Genomic DNA, 19,540 nt, shown 5'->3' on the forward strand with positions numbered 1-19,540 from the left:
TCTGATTGAGGCGTAGCCGATGCGGTTTTCAAACTCATCCTGCGCAAGGGGCGTCGTTTCCGTAAGGAGACGGCGCCCCTATTGTCGTGCCCGCACGTGTACAACCCCAGTACTGGGGTCTTCGCAAAGCTGAAGCTTTGTCGTGAATTTGGTGTGAACGAAGAGCGACTCTAGGTTTGAAAGAGGAAGTGCTGACCCAGACCACTTAACCGGCCGATTTTTCGGGAGCGCGACCCCTGACTCGACGAAGAGGCTCTCTTGCGCTCCACCACACACCACAGACTGTTCACGCCGCTGGCCGGCGCCGGAATCCTGGCTCTGACCCTCGCCGGGTGCTCGTCAGGCACAACGGATGCCGCCGGTTCCGGCGAATTCACCGGCGACACCCTTGAGGTCTCCGCTGCCTGGTCCGGCGCCGAGCAGGCCAACTTCGAGGCCGTCCTGGCCGCCTTCGAGGAGCAGTCCGGTGCCACGGTGAACTACACCAGCTTCGGCGACAATGCCGCGACCACGCTCGGCACCCAGATCGAGGGTGGCAGCCCGCCCAACGTCGCGATGCTCGCGCAGCCCGCCCTGATGGACCAGCTCGCCGCCGATGGCAACCTGCAGCCGCTGTCCGAGGCGGCCAGTGCCGCCGTCGCCGAGAACTACTCCCAGAGCTGGGTCGACCTCGGCACGAGCGACGGCACCCAGTACGGCGTCTGGTTCAAGGCCTCGAACAAATCGACCATGTGGTACAACGCCGATCTCTATGACTCCGCCGGAGCGGCCGCTCCCGCAGACTGGGACGACTTTCTGGTGCAACTGCAGCTCGTGGCCGACTCCGGCTATGCCGGAATCTCCATCGGAGCGGATGTCGGCTGGCCGTTGACCGACTGGTTCGAGAACGTCTACCTGCAGACCGCCGGCGGCGAGATGTACGACCAGCTCACCAACCACGAAATTCCCTGGACCGACCCCTCCGTCACAGTGGCGCTGGACGCCCTCGCGACCCTGTGGGGCAACGACGCACTCGTGCAGTCCGGAGCCGCGCAGCGCACCTTCCCGGAGTCGGTCACCGAGGTCTTCGGTGCCGCCCCGCAGGCCGCCACCATCTACGAGGGTGACTTCGTAGCCGGCAACATCACCGATGACGGCAACTCGGTCGTCGGCGAGAACGCCTTGTTCTTCGACTTCCCCTCCGTGAACGGCTCGGCACCCGCCGTCGTCGGCGGCGGCGACGTGGCCGTCTCCTTCACCGATGACGCCGCCACCGACGCTCTCATGCAGTTCCTCGCCTCGCCCGAAGCGGCCGAGGTTTGGGTGCCAGAGGGCGGCCTCACATCGCCGAACAACAACGTCGACACCGCGCTCTATCCCGACGAGACCAGCCGTCAGATCGCCGAAGCCCTCACCGGTGCTGAAACGTTCCGCTTCGACATGTCCGACCTCACCCCGAGTGCATTCGGCGGCACTCCCGGCCAGGGCTTCTGGCAGATCATGATCCAATTCCTGCAGGACCCGAGCGACGTCGCCGGTACCCAGCAGGCCCTCGAGGACGCCGCCGCCGCGGCCTACGTCGACTAACCCCAATAAGTCGAATCACCACCGTCACCGTGACCAGCACCATGAGTTCCAAGGCCGTACCCGCACGCCGTAACGCACCATCCGGGAGTCGCCGTCCCCGGATGGGTGCGAGCCGCCGACGCATGTTCCTGATCGCCCTCGGTTTTCTCGCGCCGGCGCTCGTGCTGCTGGCCGGGCTGGTGCTCTACCCCATTCTGTACACGGTGGTGCGCTCGTTCTTCAGCGCCGACGGCGGGGCGTTCGTGGGCTGGGACAACTACGTCACCATGTTCACGAACGACTCAACCTTCACGGCGATTCGCAACAACGTCATCTGGGTACTCGTGGCCCCGGTCGCCTGCACCGTGCTCGGCCTGTTGTTCGCGGTACTGCTCGAAAAAATCAAGTGGTCAACGGCGTTCAAGCTCATCATCTTCATGCCCATGGCCATCTCGATGCTCGCCGCGGGCGTCATCTTTCGCGGCATGTTCCAGGAGAGCCCGAACCTCGGGGTTGTGAACGCGGCCGTTGTGGCTGTGAACAGCGCGTTCGGCGGCGGTGACGCGGCCTATCCGGGAGCGAATCCGCGCACCGACGTCGGTCTGATCAACGACGGCGGTGTCATCGCGAGCGAAGCCGCCGTTGGGGCCGGCACCGAGGTGAACTTCCCCCTCGTCGGCGTGCGCGCCGACAACGTTCCGGCCAGTGCCGCGCAGGCCGAGAGCGCCGACACCGCGTCTGCCGACCAGATCACCGGCACGGTCTGGCTCGACGTGGTCATCGGCGGCGGTGGTACGAACGGGCAGATAGACGACGGCAAAACGGGGCTCCCCGGCATCCGTGTCGACGCGGTCGACGCCTCCGGTACGATCGCCGCCACGACCGAAACGGATGCCGCCGGTCGCTACGTTCTCGCCGGCCTCGGCACCGAGACCTACCGCATCGCCCTGCCGGCGTCGAACTTCGACGAGGGCTACCAGGGGGTGTCGTGGCTGAGCTCGGGCCTGATCACCGCCGTGATCATCCTCTCCTATATCTGGATCTGGGCCGGCTTCGCCATGGTCATGATCGCCTCCGGTCTGAGCGCGATCGACCGCTCCCTGCAGGAAGCCGCCCGGATGGACGGCGCCAACGAGTGGAAGGTGTTCTCCCGCATCACGGCGCCCCTGTTGTCTCCGGTGCTGATCGTCGTGTTCGTCACCCTCATCATCAACGTGCTGAAGATCTTCGACCTGGTCTACGTGATTCCGCCCGGCGCCTCGAAGCCCGCGGCGAACGTGATCGCGGTGGAGATGTGGACCGTGTCGTTTGGCGGCGGCAGTAATCAGGGCCTCGGCAGCGCTCTGGCCATTCTGCTGCTGATCCTCGTGCTGCCCTCGATGATCATCAACGTGCGCAAGTTCCGTCAGGAGAGAAAATCGTGAGCGGCGCCGCAACGCACGTGCGCGGCAAAAAAACCCTCGCCCGCACTATCCTCGGCTTCGTCGACAAGGGCGTGGTCAACGCTGTTCTCGTGATCGTCGCGATTTTCTGGCTGGTGCCGACCCTCGGCCTGTTCCTGTCGAGCCTGCGCACGGTCGGCGACAGCGCGTCGAGCGGCTGGTGGACAATATTCACCACCCCGGCGCAGCTGACCATTGAGAACTACGCGAACCTGCTCGCCAACCCGACCATCACCGGGTCGTTCTGGAACACCATTTTGATCGCCGTTCCCACGACGATCTTCGTGGTCATCTTCGGTGCCCTGGCCGGCTACGCTTTCGCCTGGCTCACGTTTCCGGGCCGGGACTGGCTGCTCATCGTGGTGATCGTGCTGCTCGCCGTGCCCCTGCAGGTCGCGCTGATTCCGTTGGCCCGCATGTTCGGAACCCTGGGAATTTTCGGTTCTATCTTTGGCGTGATCCTGTTCCACGTGGCCTTCGGGCTGCCGTTCGCCATTTTTCTGTTGCGCAACTTCTTCACCCAGATTCCGGCCGAACTGCTCGAAGCCGCTCGCATCGACGGTGCGAGTGACTGGCGAATCTTCGTGCAGGTCATTCTGCCGCTCGGCGGCCCGGCTATCGCCTCGCTGGCCATCTTCCAGTTTCTGTGGACCTGGAACGACATGCTCGTAGCCCTCATTTTCACTGACTCCGGATCGCAACCTCTGACCGTGGCGATTCAGAGTCAATTGCGCCAGTTCGGATCGAACATCGACGTGCTGTCGGCCGGAGCCTTTCTATCGATGATCGTGCCGCTCATAGTGTTCTTCGCGTTCCAGCGCTTCTTCGTGCAGGCCCTTCTGGCCGGCTCGCAAAAGTAATACTCCACCGCCGGGCGGATGCCGCCGCCCGGCCTAGGACCCGTGCGTCACCCTGGCCCGCGGCGCGCTCGTGCTGGATCGAATGACCAGGTTGGTCGCCAGAACGATGGAGTCGCTCGTACCGTCGGTGTCAGTCTGGTCGGGGGCTGTGCTCTCTCGGCGGGTATGGAGTTTCGTGCCGTCCTTGGTGGCGAGTTCGGCGAGGAGGGTGCGCACGGCGAGTCCACCCTGGGCGCGCGGATGCTGCGCGAGGGTGGTCAGGCGGAACATCTCGGCATACGGGTGGCCGTCGATCCCGATGACGCTGAGCTCGGTGGGCACCCGGATGCCCAACTCGCGCGCCGCCAGAATGAGCCCGAAGGCAATCTCGTCACTCGCCGCGAAGATCGCGGTGGGGCGACGGCGCGGATCGCCGAGAATGGCCAGGCCGCGCTCGTAGCCGCCCGGCATGGTGAACTCGGCCGAGTAGAAGCATCCGCTCACCGATAGCCCGGCGGCCATCATCGCCGCCTGGAATCCGCGCAGGCGATTGCTGTGCACGTGAAAGTCCATCTCATCGACCTGGCTGCCGCCCACGTGCACGATGTCACGGTGGCCCAGGCTGAGCAGGTGTTCGGTGGCCAGACGGGCAGCCGCAACGTCGTCGATCTCGATCGTGGTGGTGCCGCGGATCGGCCCGCCGATGCCGACCAGCGGCCGGCCGAGCCGGTGCAGGTGCTCAACCTCGTGCTCGCTGAGGGCGACGCCGACCGAGATGATGCCATCGAAGCGCTTGCGGGCCAGAAAGAAGTCGAATACTCGGTCGCGCTCGAGGGACTCGGGCGGCAGGTTGTACAACGTCATGTCGTAGCCCTGGTCGAGCAGAGCCTGCTCCACGCTTTCGAGCACCTCGCCGAAGAACCACCGGCTGATGAAGGGGATGATCACGCCGACGCTTTGAGTGCGGCCGGTTACCAGGCTGGCCGCGTTGGGTGAAGCGACGTAACCAATCTCCTGCGCGGCCGCAACGACCTTGGCGCGGGTCTCGGTCGACACGTAACCCCGGCCGCTGAGCGCTCGGCTGGCCGTGGCTTTGGCCACGCCGGCGAGGCGCGCGACATCGCCGATTGCACTCATGGGGCCTCCATCCTTGGGGACTATGCGTTCAGACTAGCCTGCTCTGGAGCAACATGGAACCGGTTCCATGAAGCCTCTTGATTTTGTGGTCAATTCGTCATTAGAATCTCGTACCCGGTGACGGAGGCTTCGATATCTTTGCCATTCCGTTACATTTGCGGGCTTGCTATCCCCAAACGGGTGACGTACTTTATGGTCTGGAACCGGTTCCCGATCTGTGGCTACGGGAACGTTACGGGTAGCTGATCCACCGAGTTCACCACCGTTTAGCACCACACGACCCGGCACCACACGACCCGGCACCACTCAATGAGGAGAAACAAAATGCGGCCTTCCCTGCACCGTCGATTTACAGCACCGATCGCCATGGCGGCGATTGCTGGTCTAGCCCTGGCCGGTTGTTCCGGCGGTCCCGGTACTACAGCCTCCACGTCGGGAGCTAAGGGCGACGGCGTCGTCACCGTCTACGGCACGATCGCCGACAAAGAAGCCCAGCTGCTCGAAGAGTCCTGGGCCGGGTGGGAGAAAGACAATAAGATCGACATTCAATACGAATCGTCGAAGGAATTCGAATCGCAGATCTCCATTCGCGCGCAGGGTGGTAACGCTCCCGACATCGCAATCTTCCCGCAGCCCGGGCTTATGAAGGACCTCGCCTCGCGCAACTTCCTCAAGGCGGCACCCGACGCGGTTGCGGCCAACGTCGACAAGAACTGGTCGGCCGACTGGAAGGCGTACGGCACGTCCGACGGCACCCTCTATGGGGCTCCGCTCATGGCGAGCGTCAAGGGCTTCGTCTGGTATTCGCCGGCGAAGTTCAAGGAGTGGGGCGTTGACGTTCCCACTACCTGGGACGAACTGCTCGCTCTCACCAAGACCATTCAGGAGAAGACCGGCAAGGCGCCCTGGTGCGCGGGCTTCGGCTCCGGCGACGCGACCGGCTGGCCCGGCACTGACTGGATTGAAGACCTGGTGTTGCGCCAGGCCGGCGCTGACACCTACGACAAATGGGTGGCCAACGAGATCCCCTTCACCGATCCTGCCATCAAGAGTGCTTTCGATTCCCTCGGACAGATCCTGCTCAACCCGGACTACGTGAACGCCGGATTCGGTGACGTCAAGTCGATCAACAGCACCCCGTTCGGTGATGTTGCCACCCCGATCTCCGACGGCACCTGCGCCCTGACCCACCAGGCCTCCTTCTTCGACGGTTTCATCACGGATGCCGGCGGAACGGTCGGCCCGGACGCCGACGTCTGGGCTTTCGTTACGCCCTCAGTCGAAGCCGGCGGCAAAGCGGTGGTCGGTGGTGGCGAGATCGTCGGAGCCTTCTCCGATGACGCCGACACCCAGAAGGTACTCGAGTACCTCTCCAGCGCGGACTGGGCCAACAGCCGGGTCAAGCTCGGTGGCGTGATCAGCGCCAACACGGGCCTCGACCCCGCGAGTGCATCGAGCCCCATCCTGCAGCAAGCCATCAAGATCCTCCAGGACCCGGACACCACGTTCCGCTTCGACGGCTCCGACCTGATGCCGGGTGCTGTGGGATCGGGAACCTTCTGGAAGGGCATGGTCGCCTGGATCAACGGCACGCCGACCGACGAAGTGCTCACGAGCATCGAAGCGGGCTGGCCGAGCAACTAGTGAAAGTCGTCTGTACCCAGGCATAACCACGGTGTGCCGCCCGACTCACGAAACGGGCGGTACACCGTGCGCTACCGGTGTACGTTATCGATACGTTTTTCACCGCCTCTCGGGCGAACACCAGGGTCCACTGTCGTACTCGAAAGGTTTCAGATGTCCGCTTTCTTCTCCTGGTTGGCGCAGTTACCCGCACTGGCGCAAGTCCCCATCGTCATCCTGGCTTTCGGCGTCGTGGTCGGCGCCATCCTCTTCTTCGTCGAGATTGCCCCACGCTCCGGCCGCCTGTACACGATCATCCGCCTCGCCGTCTGCGTGCTCGCACCATTGCTGATCCTGCTCATTGCCAACTCGTATACCTGGGCGATCATCGGCGCCGGTGTGCTCGGCCTCGGCTTCTTCTACACCGACTACCGCGCGCGCAAGGGTGCTGGCTACCTGTTTCAGCTCGTCGGCTTTCTCGCCCCGGCCGTGCTCCTGCTCGCGATCGGCCTGGTCATCCCCACCATTCAAACCACGGTGCAGGCCTTCATGAGCGCGCGCGGAGACCGGTTCGTGGGCCTCGACAACTTCGCCTGGATCTTCACCCAGCCCGAGAACGTGCGCATCGTGCTCAACACCATCGTCTGGGTGCTCATCGTTCCGACCATCTCCACCATCGCCGGCCTGGCCTACGCGGTGTTCATCGACAAGAGTCGCGGTGAGAAATACTTCAAGATTCTGGTCTTCATGCCGATGGCTATTTCGCTGGTGGGAGCATCCATTATCTGGCGGTTCGTTTACACCGCTCGGCCAGCCGACCAGGACCAGATCGGCCTGCTCAACCAGCTCGTCGTTCTGTTCGGCGGCCAGCCGGTGGACTTTCTCTCCGTCTCCCCGTTCAATACCCTGTTTTTGATCGTGATCCTCATCTGGGTGCAGACCGGATTCGCCATGGTCGTGCTCTCAGCCGCCATCAAGGGTGTGCCGACCGAGCAGATGGAGGCGGCCGAACTCGACGGCACCAACGCCTGGGAGCAGTTCGTGAACGTGACCGTCCCCGGCATCCGCAGCGCCCTCGTGGTCGTTCTGACGACTATCTCCATCGTGTCGCTCAAGGTCTTCGACATTGTGCGCACCACCACCGCCGGGTCCAACGAGACCAGCGTCGTCGCCAACGAAATGTACACCCAGTTCAAGAATTTCGAGCAGGGCCGCTCAGCCGCCTTCGCCCTGGTGCTGTTCCTGCTGGTACTGCCGATCGTCGTCTACAACGCCCGCCAGATCAAGAAGCAGAGGGAAATCCGATGAGCTCCGTCATGCCCGTAAGACTTCCCGTGGACGCCCAGACCACACGGCGACTCCGACGCGGCGTTCGCCGGATGGAGTCGCCCATCGCCCGCAACACCAAGAAACGGCTGACCAGCCGCGGAGCGACCATTGGGGCGCTCATCATCGCGGTGCTGTGGTCGATCCCCACCCTGGGCCTGCTGGTGTCGTCCTTCCGGCCGGCGCAGCAGGTGCGCACCACCGGTTGGTGGACCATTTTCACCAACACCGGGGTCACCTTCGACAACTACACGACGGCTCTGGCCGCGGGCAACAGCCAGCTGAACCTGGCCGGGGCATTCATTAACTCGATCGCGATCACCCTGCCGGCCACGCTCATCCCGTTGATGATTGCCAGCCTCGCCGCCTACGCCTTCGCCTGGATTGACTTTCGGGGCAAGAATGCCATGTTCATTGGTGTTTTTGCGTTGCAGATCGTGCCGATTCAGATGGCCCTCGTGCCGCTGCTGCAATTCTTCTCCGGCGGCACTGTTTTTGGCTTCCCGGTCGTCGCGGCACTCAACCCCGGCAGTGGCTATTCGCAGGTATGGATCGCGCACACCATGTTCGCTCTTCCCCTGGCCATCTACCTGCTGCACAACTTCGTCTCGGAGATACCGAGCGAGGTCATTGAAGCGGCCAGGGTTGACGGCGCCGGCCACGGGCAGATCTTCTTTCGCATCGTGTTGCCGCTGACCATGCCCGCCATCGCGTCGATCGCCATCTTCCAGTTTCTCTGGGTCTGGAACGACCTCCTGGTGGCGCTGATCTTCGCCGACGGCGCGGTCGCTCCCATGACCAAGCTGCTCGCCGAACTCTCCGGTGCCCGCGGGCAGGACTGGCATCTGCTCACGGCCGGCGCGTTCCTCTCGATTCTGGTGCCGCTGATCGTGTTCTTCTCGCTGCAACGCTTCTTCGTGCGCGGCCTGCTCGCCGGTTCTACGAAGGGTTAGCAGGCGGATTTTCGAGAGAACGGATGCTCGTGGCCGGCCCGACCACGGGCATCCGTTCTGCCGGGTCAGCGGCGACGTTTAGAGTGAATGCATGAGTGGAATGCACGGCGCCCCTGGCCACGGCCCGCGGCAGCAGGCGGGCGTCGAACGCCCGCGCAAACGGGTCAGCGGAGCGGATGCTGCGGCGCAGCGCGCAGAGAACGCGCTCGCCCCGCGCATCCCGCACCTGCTCGCTCGAATCGGCGCACTGTTCGCCCCGCACCGCAGCACGCTCATCGTCACCGTCGTGCTGGTTCTGGTCAGTGCCGCGCTGTCGGTCGTGCCGCCGTTGCTCACGCAGCGCGCCTTCGACGACGGGCTGTTTCCGCCCGCCGGCCCCCCCAACCTGTCGGTGCTCGGGGTTCTCGTGGCCCTCATGCTCGGTGTTTTTCTGGTCAATGCGCTGCTTGGCGTCTGGCAGACCTGGCTCACCGCGAGCGTCGGCAACAAGGTCATGGGCGCCCTGCGCGTGCGGCTGTTCACGCACCTGCAGGCGATGGAGCTGAGCTTCTTCACGAAGACCAAGACCGGCGTGATTCAGTCTCGGCTGCAGAACGACGTCGGCGGTGTCGCGACGGTACTGACCAACACAATTTCCAGCATCCTGGGTAACACGGTCACGGTTATCGCGGCCTTCGTGGCGATGCTGCTGCTCAACTGGCAGCTGACCATCGTGGCCGTCGTGCTCATGCCGATTCTGGTATTCGCCCAGCGCCGCGTCGGCCAGGTGCGCGCGCGCATCGCCGGCAAGACGCAGGAATCGCTGTCGGACATGACCGCCATCACGCAGGAGACCCTGAGCGTGTCGGGCATTCTACTGTCGAAAAGTTTCACCCGGCAGCAGAACGAGATCGATCGGTATGCCGAAGAGAACCGCAACCAGGTGCGGCTGCAGGTGAGCCAGCAGATGAGCGGCCAGTGGTTCTTCGCCACGGTGAGCGTGTTCCTGTCGGCGATTCCGGCGATCGTGTACCTTGTGGCCGGTGCCCTCATGTTCAACGGCACGACGGACGTCACGCCGGGCACGATCGTGGCGTTCACCACAGTGCAGGCTCGGCTCATTTTTCCGCTACTCGGCCTGATGCGCGTTGCGCTCGACCTGCAGACCTCGTCGGCGCTGTTCGCGCGCATCTTTGAATACCTCGACCTGAAGCCGGCGATCAGCGACAAGCCGGATGCAGCGCTGGTGCCGTCTGTCGGTTCTGAGCGCGGGCGGGTCGAGTTCGACCGGGTGCGCTTCAACTATCCGGATGCCGGTCGTGACGCCCGCCCGACCCTCGACGACGTGTCCCTCACGATCGAGCCGGGGCAGTTCGCCGCCTTCGTCGGACCGTCCGGCGCCGGCAAGACCACGGTGTCCTACCTGATTCCGCGCTTCTATGAGGTGTCGGCCGGCCGGGTGCTGTTCTCCGGCCTCGACGTGCGCGACCTGCAGCAGCAATCGCTCGTCTCGCACATCGGCATCGTGAGCCAGGAGACCTACCTGTTCCACGCGACGATCGCCGAGAACCTGCGCTACGCCAAGCCGGAGGCGACGGATGCCGAGCTGGTCGCGGCCGCGCGTGCCGCGAACATCCACGACACGATCGACTCGTTCCCCGAGAAGTACGACACCATGGTGGGGGAGCGCGGCTATCGACTCTCCGGCGGTGAGAAACAGCGCATCGCTATTGCCCGGGTGCTGCTGAAGGACCCGCCCGTGCTCATCCTCGACGAGGCCACGAGCGCGCTCGACTCCATCTCCGAGAGCGTGGTGCAGGCTGCCCTCGACACGGCCAGCCACGGCCGCACGACCATCGCGATCGCCCACCGCCTGTCGACCATCGTCGATGCCGACGTGATCTTCGTCGTCGATGCCGGCCGAATCGTGGAGCGCGGCACCCACGCCGAACTCCTGGCCCAAGGCGCGGTCTACGCCTCCCTCTACGCCCGCCAAATCACGTCGAGCCCCGTCCTCTAACCGGACGGGGCCCGGGCCCCGTCCACTGGCCCAGTTTATAAACTGGGCCCGTGGCCATAAGGTGGGCCCGGCGCGAAAATGCCCAGCGGACAGGCTACGAACGGTCGGCGAGCATGCCGGTCATCAGGTCGATCTCGGACTTCTGGCTCAGGACCACGGCGGTCGCAAACGCCCGCACCGTCGCGTTGGTGTTTCGGTCGAGCACCGCGTCGGCCATCTCGATGGCACCACGGTGGTGGGCGATCATGATGACCAGAAACTGTCGCTCCGCTTCCACACCGGATGCCGCGGTGAGCGCCGCAATCTGCGCCGGCGTCGCCAGCCCCGGCATCGGTTCTCCCGCCACGTGCGCGGCGTCGGATCCAGCAGTATGGGATCCGTCGTGCGACTCCCCAGCCAGGGTCGGCCGTGTCATCCAGGTCATCGAGGGTTCGGGGGAGAACTGCGGCAGGCCCCAGACAGCGAGCCACCCGGCCATCTGCCCACTCTGCTTGGCCTGCGTCGTGGCGATGTCGTAGGCCAGCAGCCGCACCGGTGCATCCTCGGTGCGATCGCGAATGATCAGGGCGAGTTCGACGCCCTGGTCGTGATGCACCTGCATGTCCCGGGCGAAGCCCGCCTCGGCGCTCGTCGTGTCCGGCGTGGCGTCCGCGATTGTGCTGAGCCGCCCCGCCGAGAAGGCTGCGGCGCCCACGACGAGCGCTGTGACGACCACCGTGACGACCATGAAAAGTGTGCGACGCCGGCGTGAGGGATGAACATCCGCTGTGCTGGCGGACGGCGGATTGTCAGCGGTCACGGGGTCGTGCGTTCTAGGAGACCTTGCCGGGGGCGTCGATCGCGCCCGTGCACGGTGCGGTGTTTTCGGGCACGTTGACGCTCTTCCAGAATTCGGTGAAGAACTCGCCGATGCGGGGGTCGCCGGCGCTGTCCACCTGAAGCTGTGCGTTCCAGCCGCTGAGCACGATCGGTGCCGGAATTCCTTCGAAGGGAGAGAGCACGACGTAGGTCGAGGGCAGTTCGGCCTTCAGCGTGGCGAGCTCGGCATCGGAGATCGACGGGTCGTAGGTGACCCAAATGGCGCCGTGCTCGAGTGAGTGCACGGCGTTCTCGTTGGGAACGGCCTGCTCGTAGACTCCGCAGTTGAGCCAGGCCAGGTTGTGCTCGCCGCCAGCCGGCGGCGTCTGCTCGTAGGTGACGGCGGTCTCGACGTGGCTGGCCGTGTTGCTGAACGTCTCGACGCCGTCGATCGTCGACGCGTCCCCCGCGCCGCCGCCCGCATAGTTGGCGGCCTTCGGGGTGAGCACGAAGGCAGTGACGATGAGTGCGATGATCGCGACCACGGCCACCGCGCCGCCGACGATGCCAATCAGACGGTTACGCTTGCCGCGCTTTTGCTGGCGGTGATACTCCTCCAGCTTTTTCGTGCGCTTTGCGGCGCGTTCCTGCTTGAGCGACGCTTGGTTGACGGGGGAACCGGGCTGGGGGGTCACGAGGGCCTCTCTGTTGGAGCTACTTCCATTCGAACGTAACAGTCGCCCCTGTGGCTTCCCCCGATGCCGCTCTCACAGTTCTTTCTCAGGCTGGTCGGCGGCTCTCGGCGCCCGATAGACTGGGTGGGTGTCCGTTCATTCGCCGTGTTGTTGCTGTCGCTAGCCGACCCTCCACGAACCCGTTCGGCCGCCGTTCGGTGTGCAACCCTGATGCCGCGCCTGTTTGAACGCGCGCGGCTCGACCCTGCTGCTTGACCAAAGGAATTCCCCATGAAAATCGCAGACACCGTCCTTGACCTCATCGGTGACACCCCGTTGGTTAAACTCCACAAGGTCACCGCCGGACTGACCGCGACGGTGCTCGTGAAACTCGAATACCTGAACCCGGGCGGCTCGGCCAAAGACCGCATCGCTGTGCGCATCATCGACGCCGCCGAGCGCGAGGGCCTTCTGAAACCCGGCGGCACGATCGTCGAACCCACCTCGGGCAACACCGGCGTAGGCCTGGCCCTGGTGGCTCAGCAGCGCGGCTACAAGTGCGTGTTCGTGCTGCCCGATAAGGTCGGCGAGGACAAACGCAACGTGCTCACGGCGTACGGCGCCGAGATCGTGGTGACGCCGACATCCGTTGCCCCTGAAGACCCCGAGTCGTACTACAGCGTCTCCGACCGGCTGGCCCGGGATATTCCGGGCGCGTTCAAGCCCAATCAGTACTTCAACCCGAACGGCCCGCTCAGTCACTACGAGACGACCGGCCCTGAGATCTGGCGTGACACCGACGGCACGGTCACCCACTTCGTCGCCGGCGTCGGCACCGGCGGCACCATCACCGGAACCGGTCGCTACCTGCGCGAGGTGTCGAATGACGCCGTACGCATCATCGGCGCCGACCCTGAGGGCTCGGTTTACTCCGGCGGCACCGGCCGCCCCTACCTGGTCGAGGGTGTCGGTGAAGACTTCTGGCCGGGCGCCTACGACCCCACGGTCGTGCACGAGGTGATCGCCGTCTCCGACGCCGACTCCTTCGCCATGACCCGCAGGCTCGCCCTCGAAGAGGGAATCCTCGTCGGCGGTTCAAGCGGAATGGCCGTCGTGGCCGCCCTACGCGCCGCCGAGAAGCTCGGCCAAGGCGACACCATCGTGGTGCTGCTGCCCGACGGCGGTCGCGGCTACCTCGGCAAAATCTTCAACGACGGGTGGATGCGCAGCTACGGTTTCAGCAACGCCCCCGCCGGTCACACCGTCGCGAATTTGCTCGAATCGAAGACCGGGAGGCTGCCGGACCTGGTCTATGTGCACCCGAGCGACACCGTGCACGATGCGATCGAAACCATGACCAGCCAGGGTGTGTCGCAGCTGCTCGTGCTGAGCGCCAAGCCGCCCGTCGTGATGGGCGAGGTACTCGGAGCGGTCGACGAACGCGCCCTGATGGGCCTGGTCTTCTCCGGCGACGCGAAACTCACCGATCGGGTTGGCTCCATCGTCGGCGACGCGCTGCCGCTGATCGGCGTCAACGAGCCGGTCGCCGCCGCGCGCGCCGCCTTCGCCGAGCACGATGCGCTGCTCGTCACCGACGGCGGCAAGCCGCTCGGCGTCATCACCCGGCACGACCTGCTCAGCTACCTGAGCGTCTAATTTCTACAGAGGGAGCAATCATGAACTTCGACACGATCGCCATCCACGCCGGTCAGGAATTCGACCCGACCACCGGCGCCGTCATTCCGCCGATCTACCAGACCTCCACCTACGTGCAGGACGGCATCGGCAACCTGCGCGGCGGCTACGAGTACAGCCGCGGCGGCAACCCCACGCGCACCGTGCTCGAATCGCTCCTCGCAGCGCTGGAAGGCGGCAAGCACGGACTGTCCTTTGCCAGCGGACTCGCCGCCGAAGACACCATCCTGCGTGCCATCCTGGCACCTGGCGACCACGTGGTGCTCGGCAATGACGTCTACGGCGGAACCCACCGCCTCATCAGCAAGGTGCACGGTGCCTGGGGGGTGCTCAACACCACCGTCGAGATGAGCGACCTCGCGGCGGTCGAGGCGGCCATCCGCCCCGAAACGAAGATCCTCTGGGTGGAGACCCCGAGCAACCCGCTCATGAAGATCAGCGACATTGCGGCGCTCGCCGAGATCGCGCATCGACACGGCGTGGTCGCGATCGTCGACAACACCTTTGCGTCACCGGCGCTGCAGCATCCGCTTGAATTCGGCGCTGACGTGGTGGTGCACTCGACCACGAAATATCTCGGCGGTCACTCCGACGTGCTCGGCGGCGCCCTCATCATCAACGACGACGAGCTCTACGCGAAAGCCCAGTTTCTGCAGTTCGCGGCCGGCCCCGTCTCAGCACCGCTGGACTCCTGGCTCACCGTGCGCGGCATCAAGACGCTCTCGGTGCGCATGGAACGGCACTGCAAGAACGCCCAGGCCATCGCCGAATACCTCGACGGCCACCCCGCGATCGCTGCCGTCTATTACCCGGGACTGCCCGGCCACCCCGGTCACGAGCTGGCCAAGAAGCAGATGTCCGGCTTCGGCGGCATGATTTCCGTTGCGTTCGTCGGTGGCGCGGCAGCCGCGCGCCTATTCGCCGAGTCGATGCACCTGTTCCAGCTGGCCGAATCGCTCGGCGGCGTTGAGTCCCTCGTGAACTATCCCTCGGAAATGACGCACGCCTCGGTGCGCGGCACCGAGCTGGAGGTGCCCGACAACATCGTGCGCCTCTCGGTCGGCATCGAGGACGTCGCCGACCTCATCGCCGACCTCGAGGCCGCCCTGCCGCGCGCCTGACCCCGCCTGCTTTTGGGACGGGGCCCGGGCCCGTCCCGAAAACGGGGGTCAGGGTTGGCGGGAGAAGGCGGAGGCTCGACGCACCTGGTCGGGGGTGGGGCGGATGCCGGTGTACAGGTAAAACTGCTCCTCGGCCTGCAACGCCACCACCTCGGCGCCGGTGATGACCGGTTTGCCGAGCTTTCGCGCCCCCACGATGAGTGGCGTTTCAGCGGGGGAGGCCACCACGTCGAAGACCACGCTCGCTGCGTCGATCGCGGCGGCTGGGAAGGACGTGTGATCGGCGTCGGCGCCGCCGGCCATGCCGACCGGCGTCACATTGACGATCAGGTCGGCGGTGAGCACGCCCACCTCGGATGCCCACTCATAGCTGTACAGCGCGGCTAGGGCGCGGCCGGTGACCTCGTTACGCGCCACGATGGTTCCCCGGTCGAAGCCGGCATCGTGCAATGCCGCTGCGACGGCCTTCGCCATGCCGCCGCTTCCGCGCAGAATGACGGAGTATTCGCGCGGCACCTCGTGCTCGGCCAGCAGCCGCTGCACGGCGGAATAGTCGGTGTTGTATGCGGTCAGGTGGCCGCCATCGTTCACGATGGTGTTGACCGAGTCGATGGCTGACGCCGAGGCATCCATGTCGTCGACGAGGGCGATGACGTCTTCCTTGTAGGGCATCGACACCGCACAGCCCCGAATGCCGAGCCCCCGCACACCAGCGATAGCATCGGCCAGGTTGGTTGGAGCGAAGGCCTTGTAGATGAAGTTCAGGCCCAGCTCCTCATAGAGGTAGTTGTGAAACCGGGTGCCCAGGTTACTCGGCCGGGCCGACAGCGAGATGCATAGGGTCATGTCCTTGTTCAGAATTGGCATGACTCCAGTGTGACCTGTTTGCGGACCGCGCCGGATCGGTGTCCTTGCCCGGTCGCAACAATCCAACGGCCTGTCCGCCAGGCTTCAGGGACTACTTATAGGGCGGGCGTCAGCAGAAGCCGGCCCCGTGAGAAAACTCCCCGCTGGGCGCAGCCACGTCAGGAAGGTGTGTGTTGCGGTTGCAACACGGCGAGGCCGGCCTCACGAAAAGGCGCGAGCGCAGCGCTGTCCGCCGCGGTATCCGTGATCAGGGTGTCAAAGGAACGAAGTGGCCCGACCTGGCCGAGGTGTACCTGGCCGAGCTTGGACGCGTCGGCCACGATGATGGAGCGGGTCGTCGCCGCGAGCATGAGCTTCTTGGTGCCCGCCTCGGGCAGGTTGATGTTCGTGACGCCGTGCTCGGCATCTACACCGTTGCAGCCGATGAAGGCTAGGTCGGCGTGTACCTGGCTGAGCACGGAGGAGGCGAGTGGTTCCACGAGCGAGTGCTGACGCGGGCGCAAGGAACCGCCGGTCACGATCACGGTGAAGCGGGGGATGGCTGGCTCCAGCTCGAGTGCGATGCTCAGCCCGTTCGTGATAATCACTACGTCGGTCAATTCTTGGCGGGCCACGAGGGCACGGGCGATCGCGAGGGTGGTCGAGCCAACGTCGAGGATGACGCTCTGCCCGGTTGAGACGAGGCCGGCCGCGAGCGAGCCAATTTGTTGTTTGGGTATGACGGACGAAGCGAGCGCCTGTTCGAAGGAGGACTCGATCATTGGCTGCCCGGAAGAGCCTCGGGCGAGCACTGCCCCGCCGTGTACGCGTTGGACCGCTCCTGCAGTTTCGAGCGCATCGAGATCCGCTCTGGCCGTGACACCGGACACGCCAAAGGTCTCCCGCAATTCGCGAACCTGCACGAAACCGCGTTCGTCGATGAGCCTGTGGATCTGCTCGCGCCTGACGGGCCCCGGTAGCCCGTCGCGGTCGGGTGACGTCGACGGTGCGGTCGTCGGGCTCTGCAAGGGGTCGAGGGAAGCCATGCCTCCATCTTTACTTACTTCGTCATTTCTTTCAATTCGAAAGTCTCTGGTTTCGGAAAGTAAAATCAGATACTGTAGAAACTGCCATGAGACACGCAGACTTCATCGCCGACGCCGGCATCGCTCGACAGCAGCACACCCTGGCCGACGGTCGAGACCTCTTCTACTTCGACGATCCTGACACCACGCTGTCGCCGGATCGGGCCGCCGATGTGCGCGAACTTGATCAGCGCCCCGCCACTGCCAGCATGCGGCAGGACCCACTGAGCGCGGAATGGGTGTCGATCGCTGCCGCCCGGCAAAACCGGGTGTTCCTGCCGCCGGCGCACCTTGATCCGCTGGCACCGTCAACCCCGGACAATCCGTCCGAGGTGCCGAGCAACTATGACGTGGCAGTCTTCGAGAACAAGACCCCGTCTTTCGGCCCGCTACTAACGGATGCCGACGCCCCGGCCGGTCTCGCGGATCTCGCCACGATCGGTCTGGGGCGCACCCGCACGTCCGTTGGACGCTGTGAGGTCGTCTGCTTCAGCCCGGAAAACGAGGGATCGTTCGCGAGCCTCTCGGCCACTCGTGCTCGCACGGTGATTGAGGCGTGGGCTGAGCGCACGTATGCACTGTCGAGCCTGCCCGGCATCGAGCAGGTCTTTCCGTTCGAGAATCGCGGCGAGGCGATCGGCGTGACGCTACGGCATCCGCACGGCCAGATCTATGCATATCCCTACGTGACCCCGCGCACGCGGCAGCTGATCGAGTCGCTCGACGTCTATGGGCCGACGTTGTTCGCGGATATCCTGACTCTTGAGCAGGCCGGTGACCGTGTCGTTCTGCAGGGGGCGTATTGGACTGCTTTTGTTCCCTTCGCGGCTCGTTGGCCGATCGAAGTGCATATGCTCCCGAACCGGCACGTGCCTGACTTCGCCGCCACCACCCTCGCAGAGCGCGACGAACTGGCGGTGCTCTACCGGCGCCTCCTGCGTGGAATCGACGCCATCTACTCGACGCCGACCCCGTACATCGGGGCCTGGCACCAGGCGCCCGTGCACGTCCGACGCTCGGAGATTCGACTGATGCTGCAGGTGACGAGCCCGCGTCGAGCCGAGGACAAGCTCAAGTACCTCGCCGGGTCGGAAGCCGCGATGGGGGCCTGGATCGGCGACGTCACCCCCGAACAGGCCGCGATGACGATTCGCGAGGCGATCGAGCGGGCCGACGCAGCGGATGCCGCGGCATCCGCTGCCGCTACTCCGCCCGCCCGCACAGCGACCCCGGAGAAGCCCCACCATGACTAACCTGTGCAGCAGTGCGAGAGCAGGATTTGCAGCCCGGTTCGGGCGTGCGCCTGATGGACTCTGGTCGGCCCCCGGTCGGGTCAACCTGATCGGCGAGCACACCGACTACAACGAGGGATTCGTGCTGCCTCTTGCGATCGACCGGCGCACGATTGTTGCTCTCGCTCCGCGCGACGACCGGCTGATGCGAGTCGCGAGTTCCTTCGCTGAACGGACCGTCGAGCTTGGACTGGACGACCTCATCCCGGAGAATCTGGCCGACTGGTCGGCGTACCCGCTCGGCATCGCCTGGGCGCTCGGGCAATTCGGCGCCGATCTCGGCGCGGTGACCGGCTTCGACGCGTACATCGTCTCCGACGTACCGGTCGGTGCCGGCCTGTCATCGTCCGCCGCGATCGAGTGTGCCGTGGCGGTTGCCCTGAATGACCTCTGGCAGCTCGGTCTCGAGCTGCGCACCCTCGCACTGGCCGGGCAGTTCGCCGAAAACCAGGTAGTTGGCGCACCCACGGGCATCATGGACCAGTCTGCGTCGCTGCTCGGCCGCGTCGACGCCGTCGTGTTTTTGGACTGTCGGAGTCTGCACGCCGAGGTCATTCCGTTGGGTTGTGACCCGGCCGGTCTCGACCTGCTGATCATCGACAGCCAGGTGAGCCACGCCCACTCAACCGGCGGCTATGCCTCACGCCGAGCATCCTGCGAGCTGGGCGCGCGACTGATGGGCGTGCCGGCCCTTCGTGATTTGGGGGTCAGTGACCTCGCCAGGGCGGCCGAGTTGCTCGATGACGAGACCTTTCGCCGGGTGCGTCACATCGTGACCGAGAATCAGCGCGTTCTGGAAACAGTGCAGACGCTCCGTGAGCAGGGGCCGACCGCGATCGGTGCGTTGCTGGATGCCTCGCACCTGTCGATGCGGGACGACTTTGAAATCTCGGTTCCCGAACTCGACCTCGCCGTGGAGACCGCGCGCGCGGCCGGTGCGATCGGCGCCCGAATGACCGGCGGCGGGTTTGGCGGGGCCGCGATCGCGCTCATTCCCAGCGGACTGCGCCCCGTCATCGAAGCCGCGGTCGGCGCCGCGTTCACCGCGCGGGGCTACGTCGCCCCGGTCATGTTCGTGGTTCGGGCAGCGGATGGAGCGCACAAAGTGGAGTAGCTGGCGGATCGAGCCACCTTCCGGATAGAGACGTCGGCCGCCAGCTGGCCA

At 65.0% G+C, this 19,540-nt stretch carries 16 protein-coding genes; 11 read left to right on the forward strand and 5 right to left on the reverse strand.

Annotated features, from left to right (window positions below; all coding sequences use genetic code 11):
• The first annotated feature begins 258 nt into the window (after window positions 1–258).
• From E3T35_RS04365 to E3T35_RS04375, 3 genes are read left to right on the forward strand one after another with little or no spacing between them, the layout of a single operon-like run.
• Entirely contained in the window at window positions 259–1,566 is a 1,308-nt protein-coding gene (locus tag E3T35_RS04365) for an ABC transporter substrate-binding protein (RefSeq protein WP_134345093.1), read from the forward strand.
• Between the two features lie 41 nt (window positions 1,567–1,607).
• On the forward strand, window positions 1,608–2,969 hold the full coding sequence (locus tag E3T35_RS04370) for an ABC transporter permease subunit (RefSeq protein ID WP_134378066.1): 1,362 nt from the start codon (window positions 1,608–1,610) through the stop codon (window positions 2,967–2,969).
• 17 nt (window positions 2,970–2,986) lie between these two features.
• Window positions 2,987–3,847 carry a carbohydrate ABC transporter permease gene (locus E3T35_RS04375; protein ID WP_276326798.1) on the forward strand — a complete coding sequence of 287 codons (861 nt, stop codon included), beginning with the start codon at window positions 2,987–2,989 and terminating at the stop codon, window positions 3,845–3,847.
• 33 nt (window positions 3,848–3,880) lie between these two features.
• Here the strand turns inward: E3T35_RS04375 and E3T35_RS04380 are convergent, their stop codons facing one another.
• Window positions 3,881–4,963 (reverse strand): LacI family DNA-binding transcriptional regulator, encoded by a 1,083-nt coding sequence (locus E3T35_RS04380; RefSeq protein ID WP_134377963.1) that lies wholly within the window; start codon window positions 4,961–4,963, stop codon window positions 3,881–3,883.
• Window positions 4,964–5,287: 324 nt separating this feature from the next.
• Between E3T35_RS04380 and E3T35_RS04385 the strand changes: the two genes are divergently transcribed.
• From E3T35_RS04385 to E3T35_RS04400, 4 genes are all read left to right on the forward strand, one after another.
• Window positions 5,288–6,607: an ABC transporter substrate-binding protein gene (locus tag E3T35_RS04385; protein WP_134377964.1), complete on the forward strand. Its 1,320-nt coding sequence runs from the start codon at window positions 5,288–5,290 to the stop codon at window positions 6,605–6,607.
• A gap of 153 nt (window positions 6,608–6,760) precedes the next feature.
• Window positions 6,761–7,894, forward strand: a complete 1,134-nt coding sequence (locus E3T35_RS04390) for a carbohydrate ABC transporter permease (protein WP_134377965.1) — start codon at window positions 6,761–6,763, stop codon at window positions 7,892–7,894.
• On the forward strand, window positions 7,891–8,865 hold the full coding sequence (locus tag E3T35_RS04395; protein WP_092340405.1) for a carbohydrate ABC transporter permease: 975 nt from the start codon (window positions 7,891–7,893) through the stop codon (window positions 8,863–8,865). The genes E3T35_RS04390 and E3T35_RS04395 overlap by 4 nt, the downstream gene beginning before the upstream one ends.
• Before the next feature lie 91 nt (window positions 8,866–8,956).
• On the forward strand, window positions 8,957–10,864 hold the full coding sequence (locus E3T35_RS04400; RefSeq protein WP_370449137.1) for an ABC transporter ATP-binding protein: 1,908 nt from the start codon (window positions 8,957–8,959) through the stop codon (window positions 10,862–10,864).
• A 94-nt stretch (window positions 10,865–10,958) separates the two neighbouring features.
• On the opposite strand, the gene E3T35_RS04405 is transcribed toward E3T35_RS04400, so the two are convergent.
• Together E3T35_RS04405 and E3T35_RS04410 are read right to left on the reverse strand one after the other, a co-directional pair.
• Window positions 10,959–11,663, reverse strand: a complete 705-nt coding sequence (locus E3T35_RS04405) for a DUF305 domain-containing protein (RefSeq protein WP_241988728.1) — start codon at window positions 11,661–11,663, stop codon at window positions 10,959–10,961.
• A 13-nt stretch (window positions 11,664–11,676) separates the two neighbouring features.
• Window positions 11,677–12,357, reverse strand: coding sequence for a DUF3105 domain-containing protein (locus E3T35_RS04410; protein ID WP_134377966.1), 681 nt, complete (start codon window positions 12,355–12,357; stop codon window positions 11,677–11,679).
• Window positions 12,358–12,627: 270 nt separating this feature from the next.
• Between E3T35_RS04410 and E3T35_RS04415 the strand changes: the two genes are divergently transcribed.
• The gene (locus E3T35_RS04415) at window positions 12,628–13,992 is read left to right on the forward strand and encodes a cystathionine beta-synthase (protein WP_134377967.1); all 1,365 of its coding nucleotides are present in this window, start codon (window positions 12,628–12,630) and stop codon (window positions 13,990–13,992) included.
• Window positions 13,993–14,012: 20 nt separating this feature from the next.
• Window positions 14,013–15,152 (forward strand): cystathionine gamma-synthase, encoded by a 1,140-nt coding sequence (locus tag E3T35_RS04420; protein ID WP_134377968.1) that lies wholly within the window; start codon window positions 14,013–14,015, stop codon window positions 15,150–15,152.
• A 48-nt stretch (window positions 15,153–15,200) separates the two neighbouring features.
• Here the strand turns inward: E3T35_RS04420 and E3T35_RS04425 are convergent, their stop codons facing one another.
• Window positions 15,201–16,019 (reverse strand): shikimate 5-dehydrogenase, encoded by an 819-nt coding sequence (locus E3T35_RS04425; protein WP_134377969.1) that lies wholly within the window; start codon window positions 16,017–16,019, stop codon window positions 15,201–15,203.
• Between the two features lie 158 nt (window positions 16,020–16,177).
• A complete protein-coding gene (locus E3T35_RS04430; protein WP_134377970.1) occupies window positions 16,178–17,044 on the reverse strand; it encodes a DeoR/GlpR family DNA-binding transcription regulator in 867 nt (288 codons plus the stop codon).
• A gap of 86 nt (window positions 17,045–17,130) precedes the next feature.
• Between E3T35_RS04430 and galT the strand changes: the two genes are divergently transcribed.
• Window positions 17,131–18,336 carry a galactose-1-phosphate uridylyltransferase gene (gene galT, locus E3T35_RS04435; protein WP_134377971.1) on the forward strand — a complete coding sequence of 402 codons (1,206 nt, stop codon included), beginning with the start codon at window positions 17,131–17,133 and terminating at the stop codon, window positions 18,334–18,336.
• Entirely contained in the window at window positions 18,329–19,489 is a 1,161-nt protein-coding gene (gene galK, locus E3T35_RS04440; protein WP_134377972.1) for a galactokinase, read from the forward strand. Before galT ends, galK begins: the two co-directional genes overlap by 8 nt.
• Window positions 19,490–19,540: the final 51 nt, after the last annotated feature.

Source organism: Cryobacterium sp. TMT1-2-2 (assembly GCF_004403505.1).
Classification (GTDB): Bacteria; Actinomycetota; Actinomycetes; order Actinomycetales; family Microbacteriaceae; genus Cryobacterium; species Cryobacterium flavum.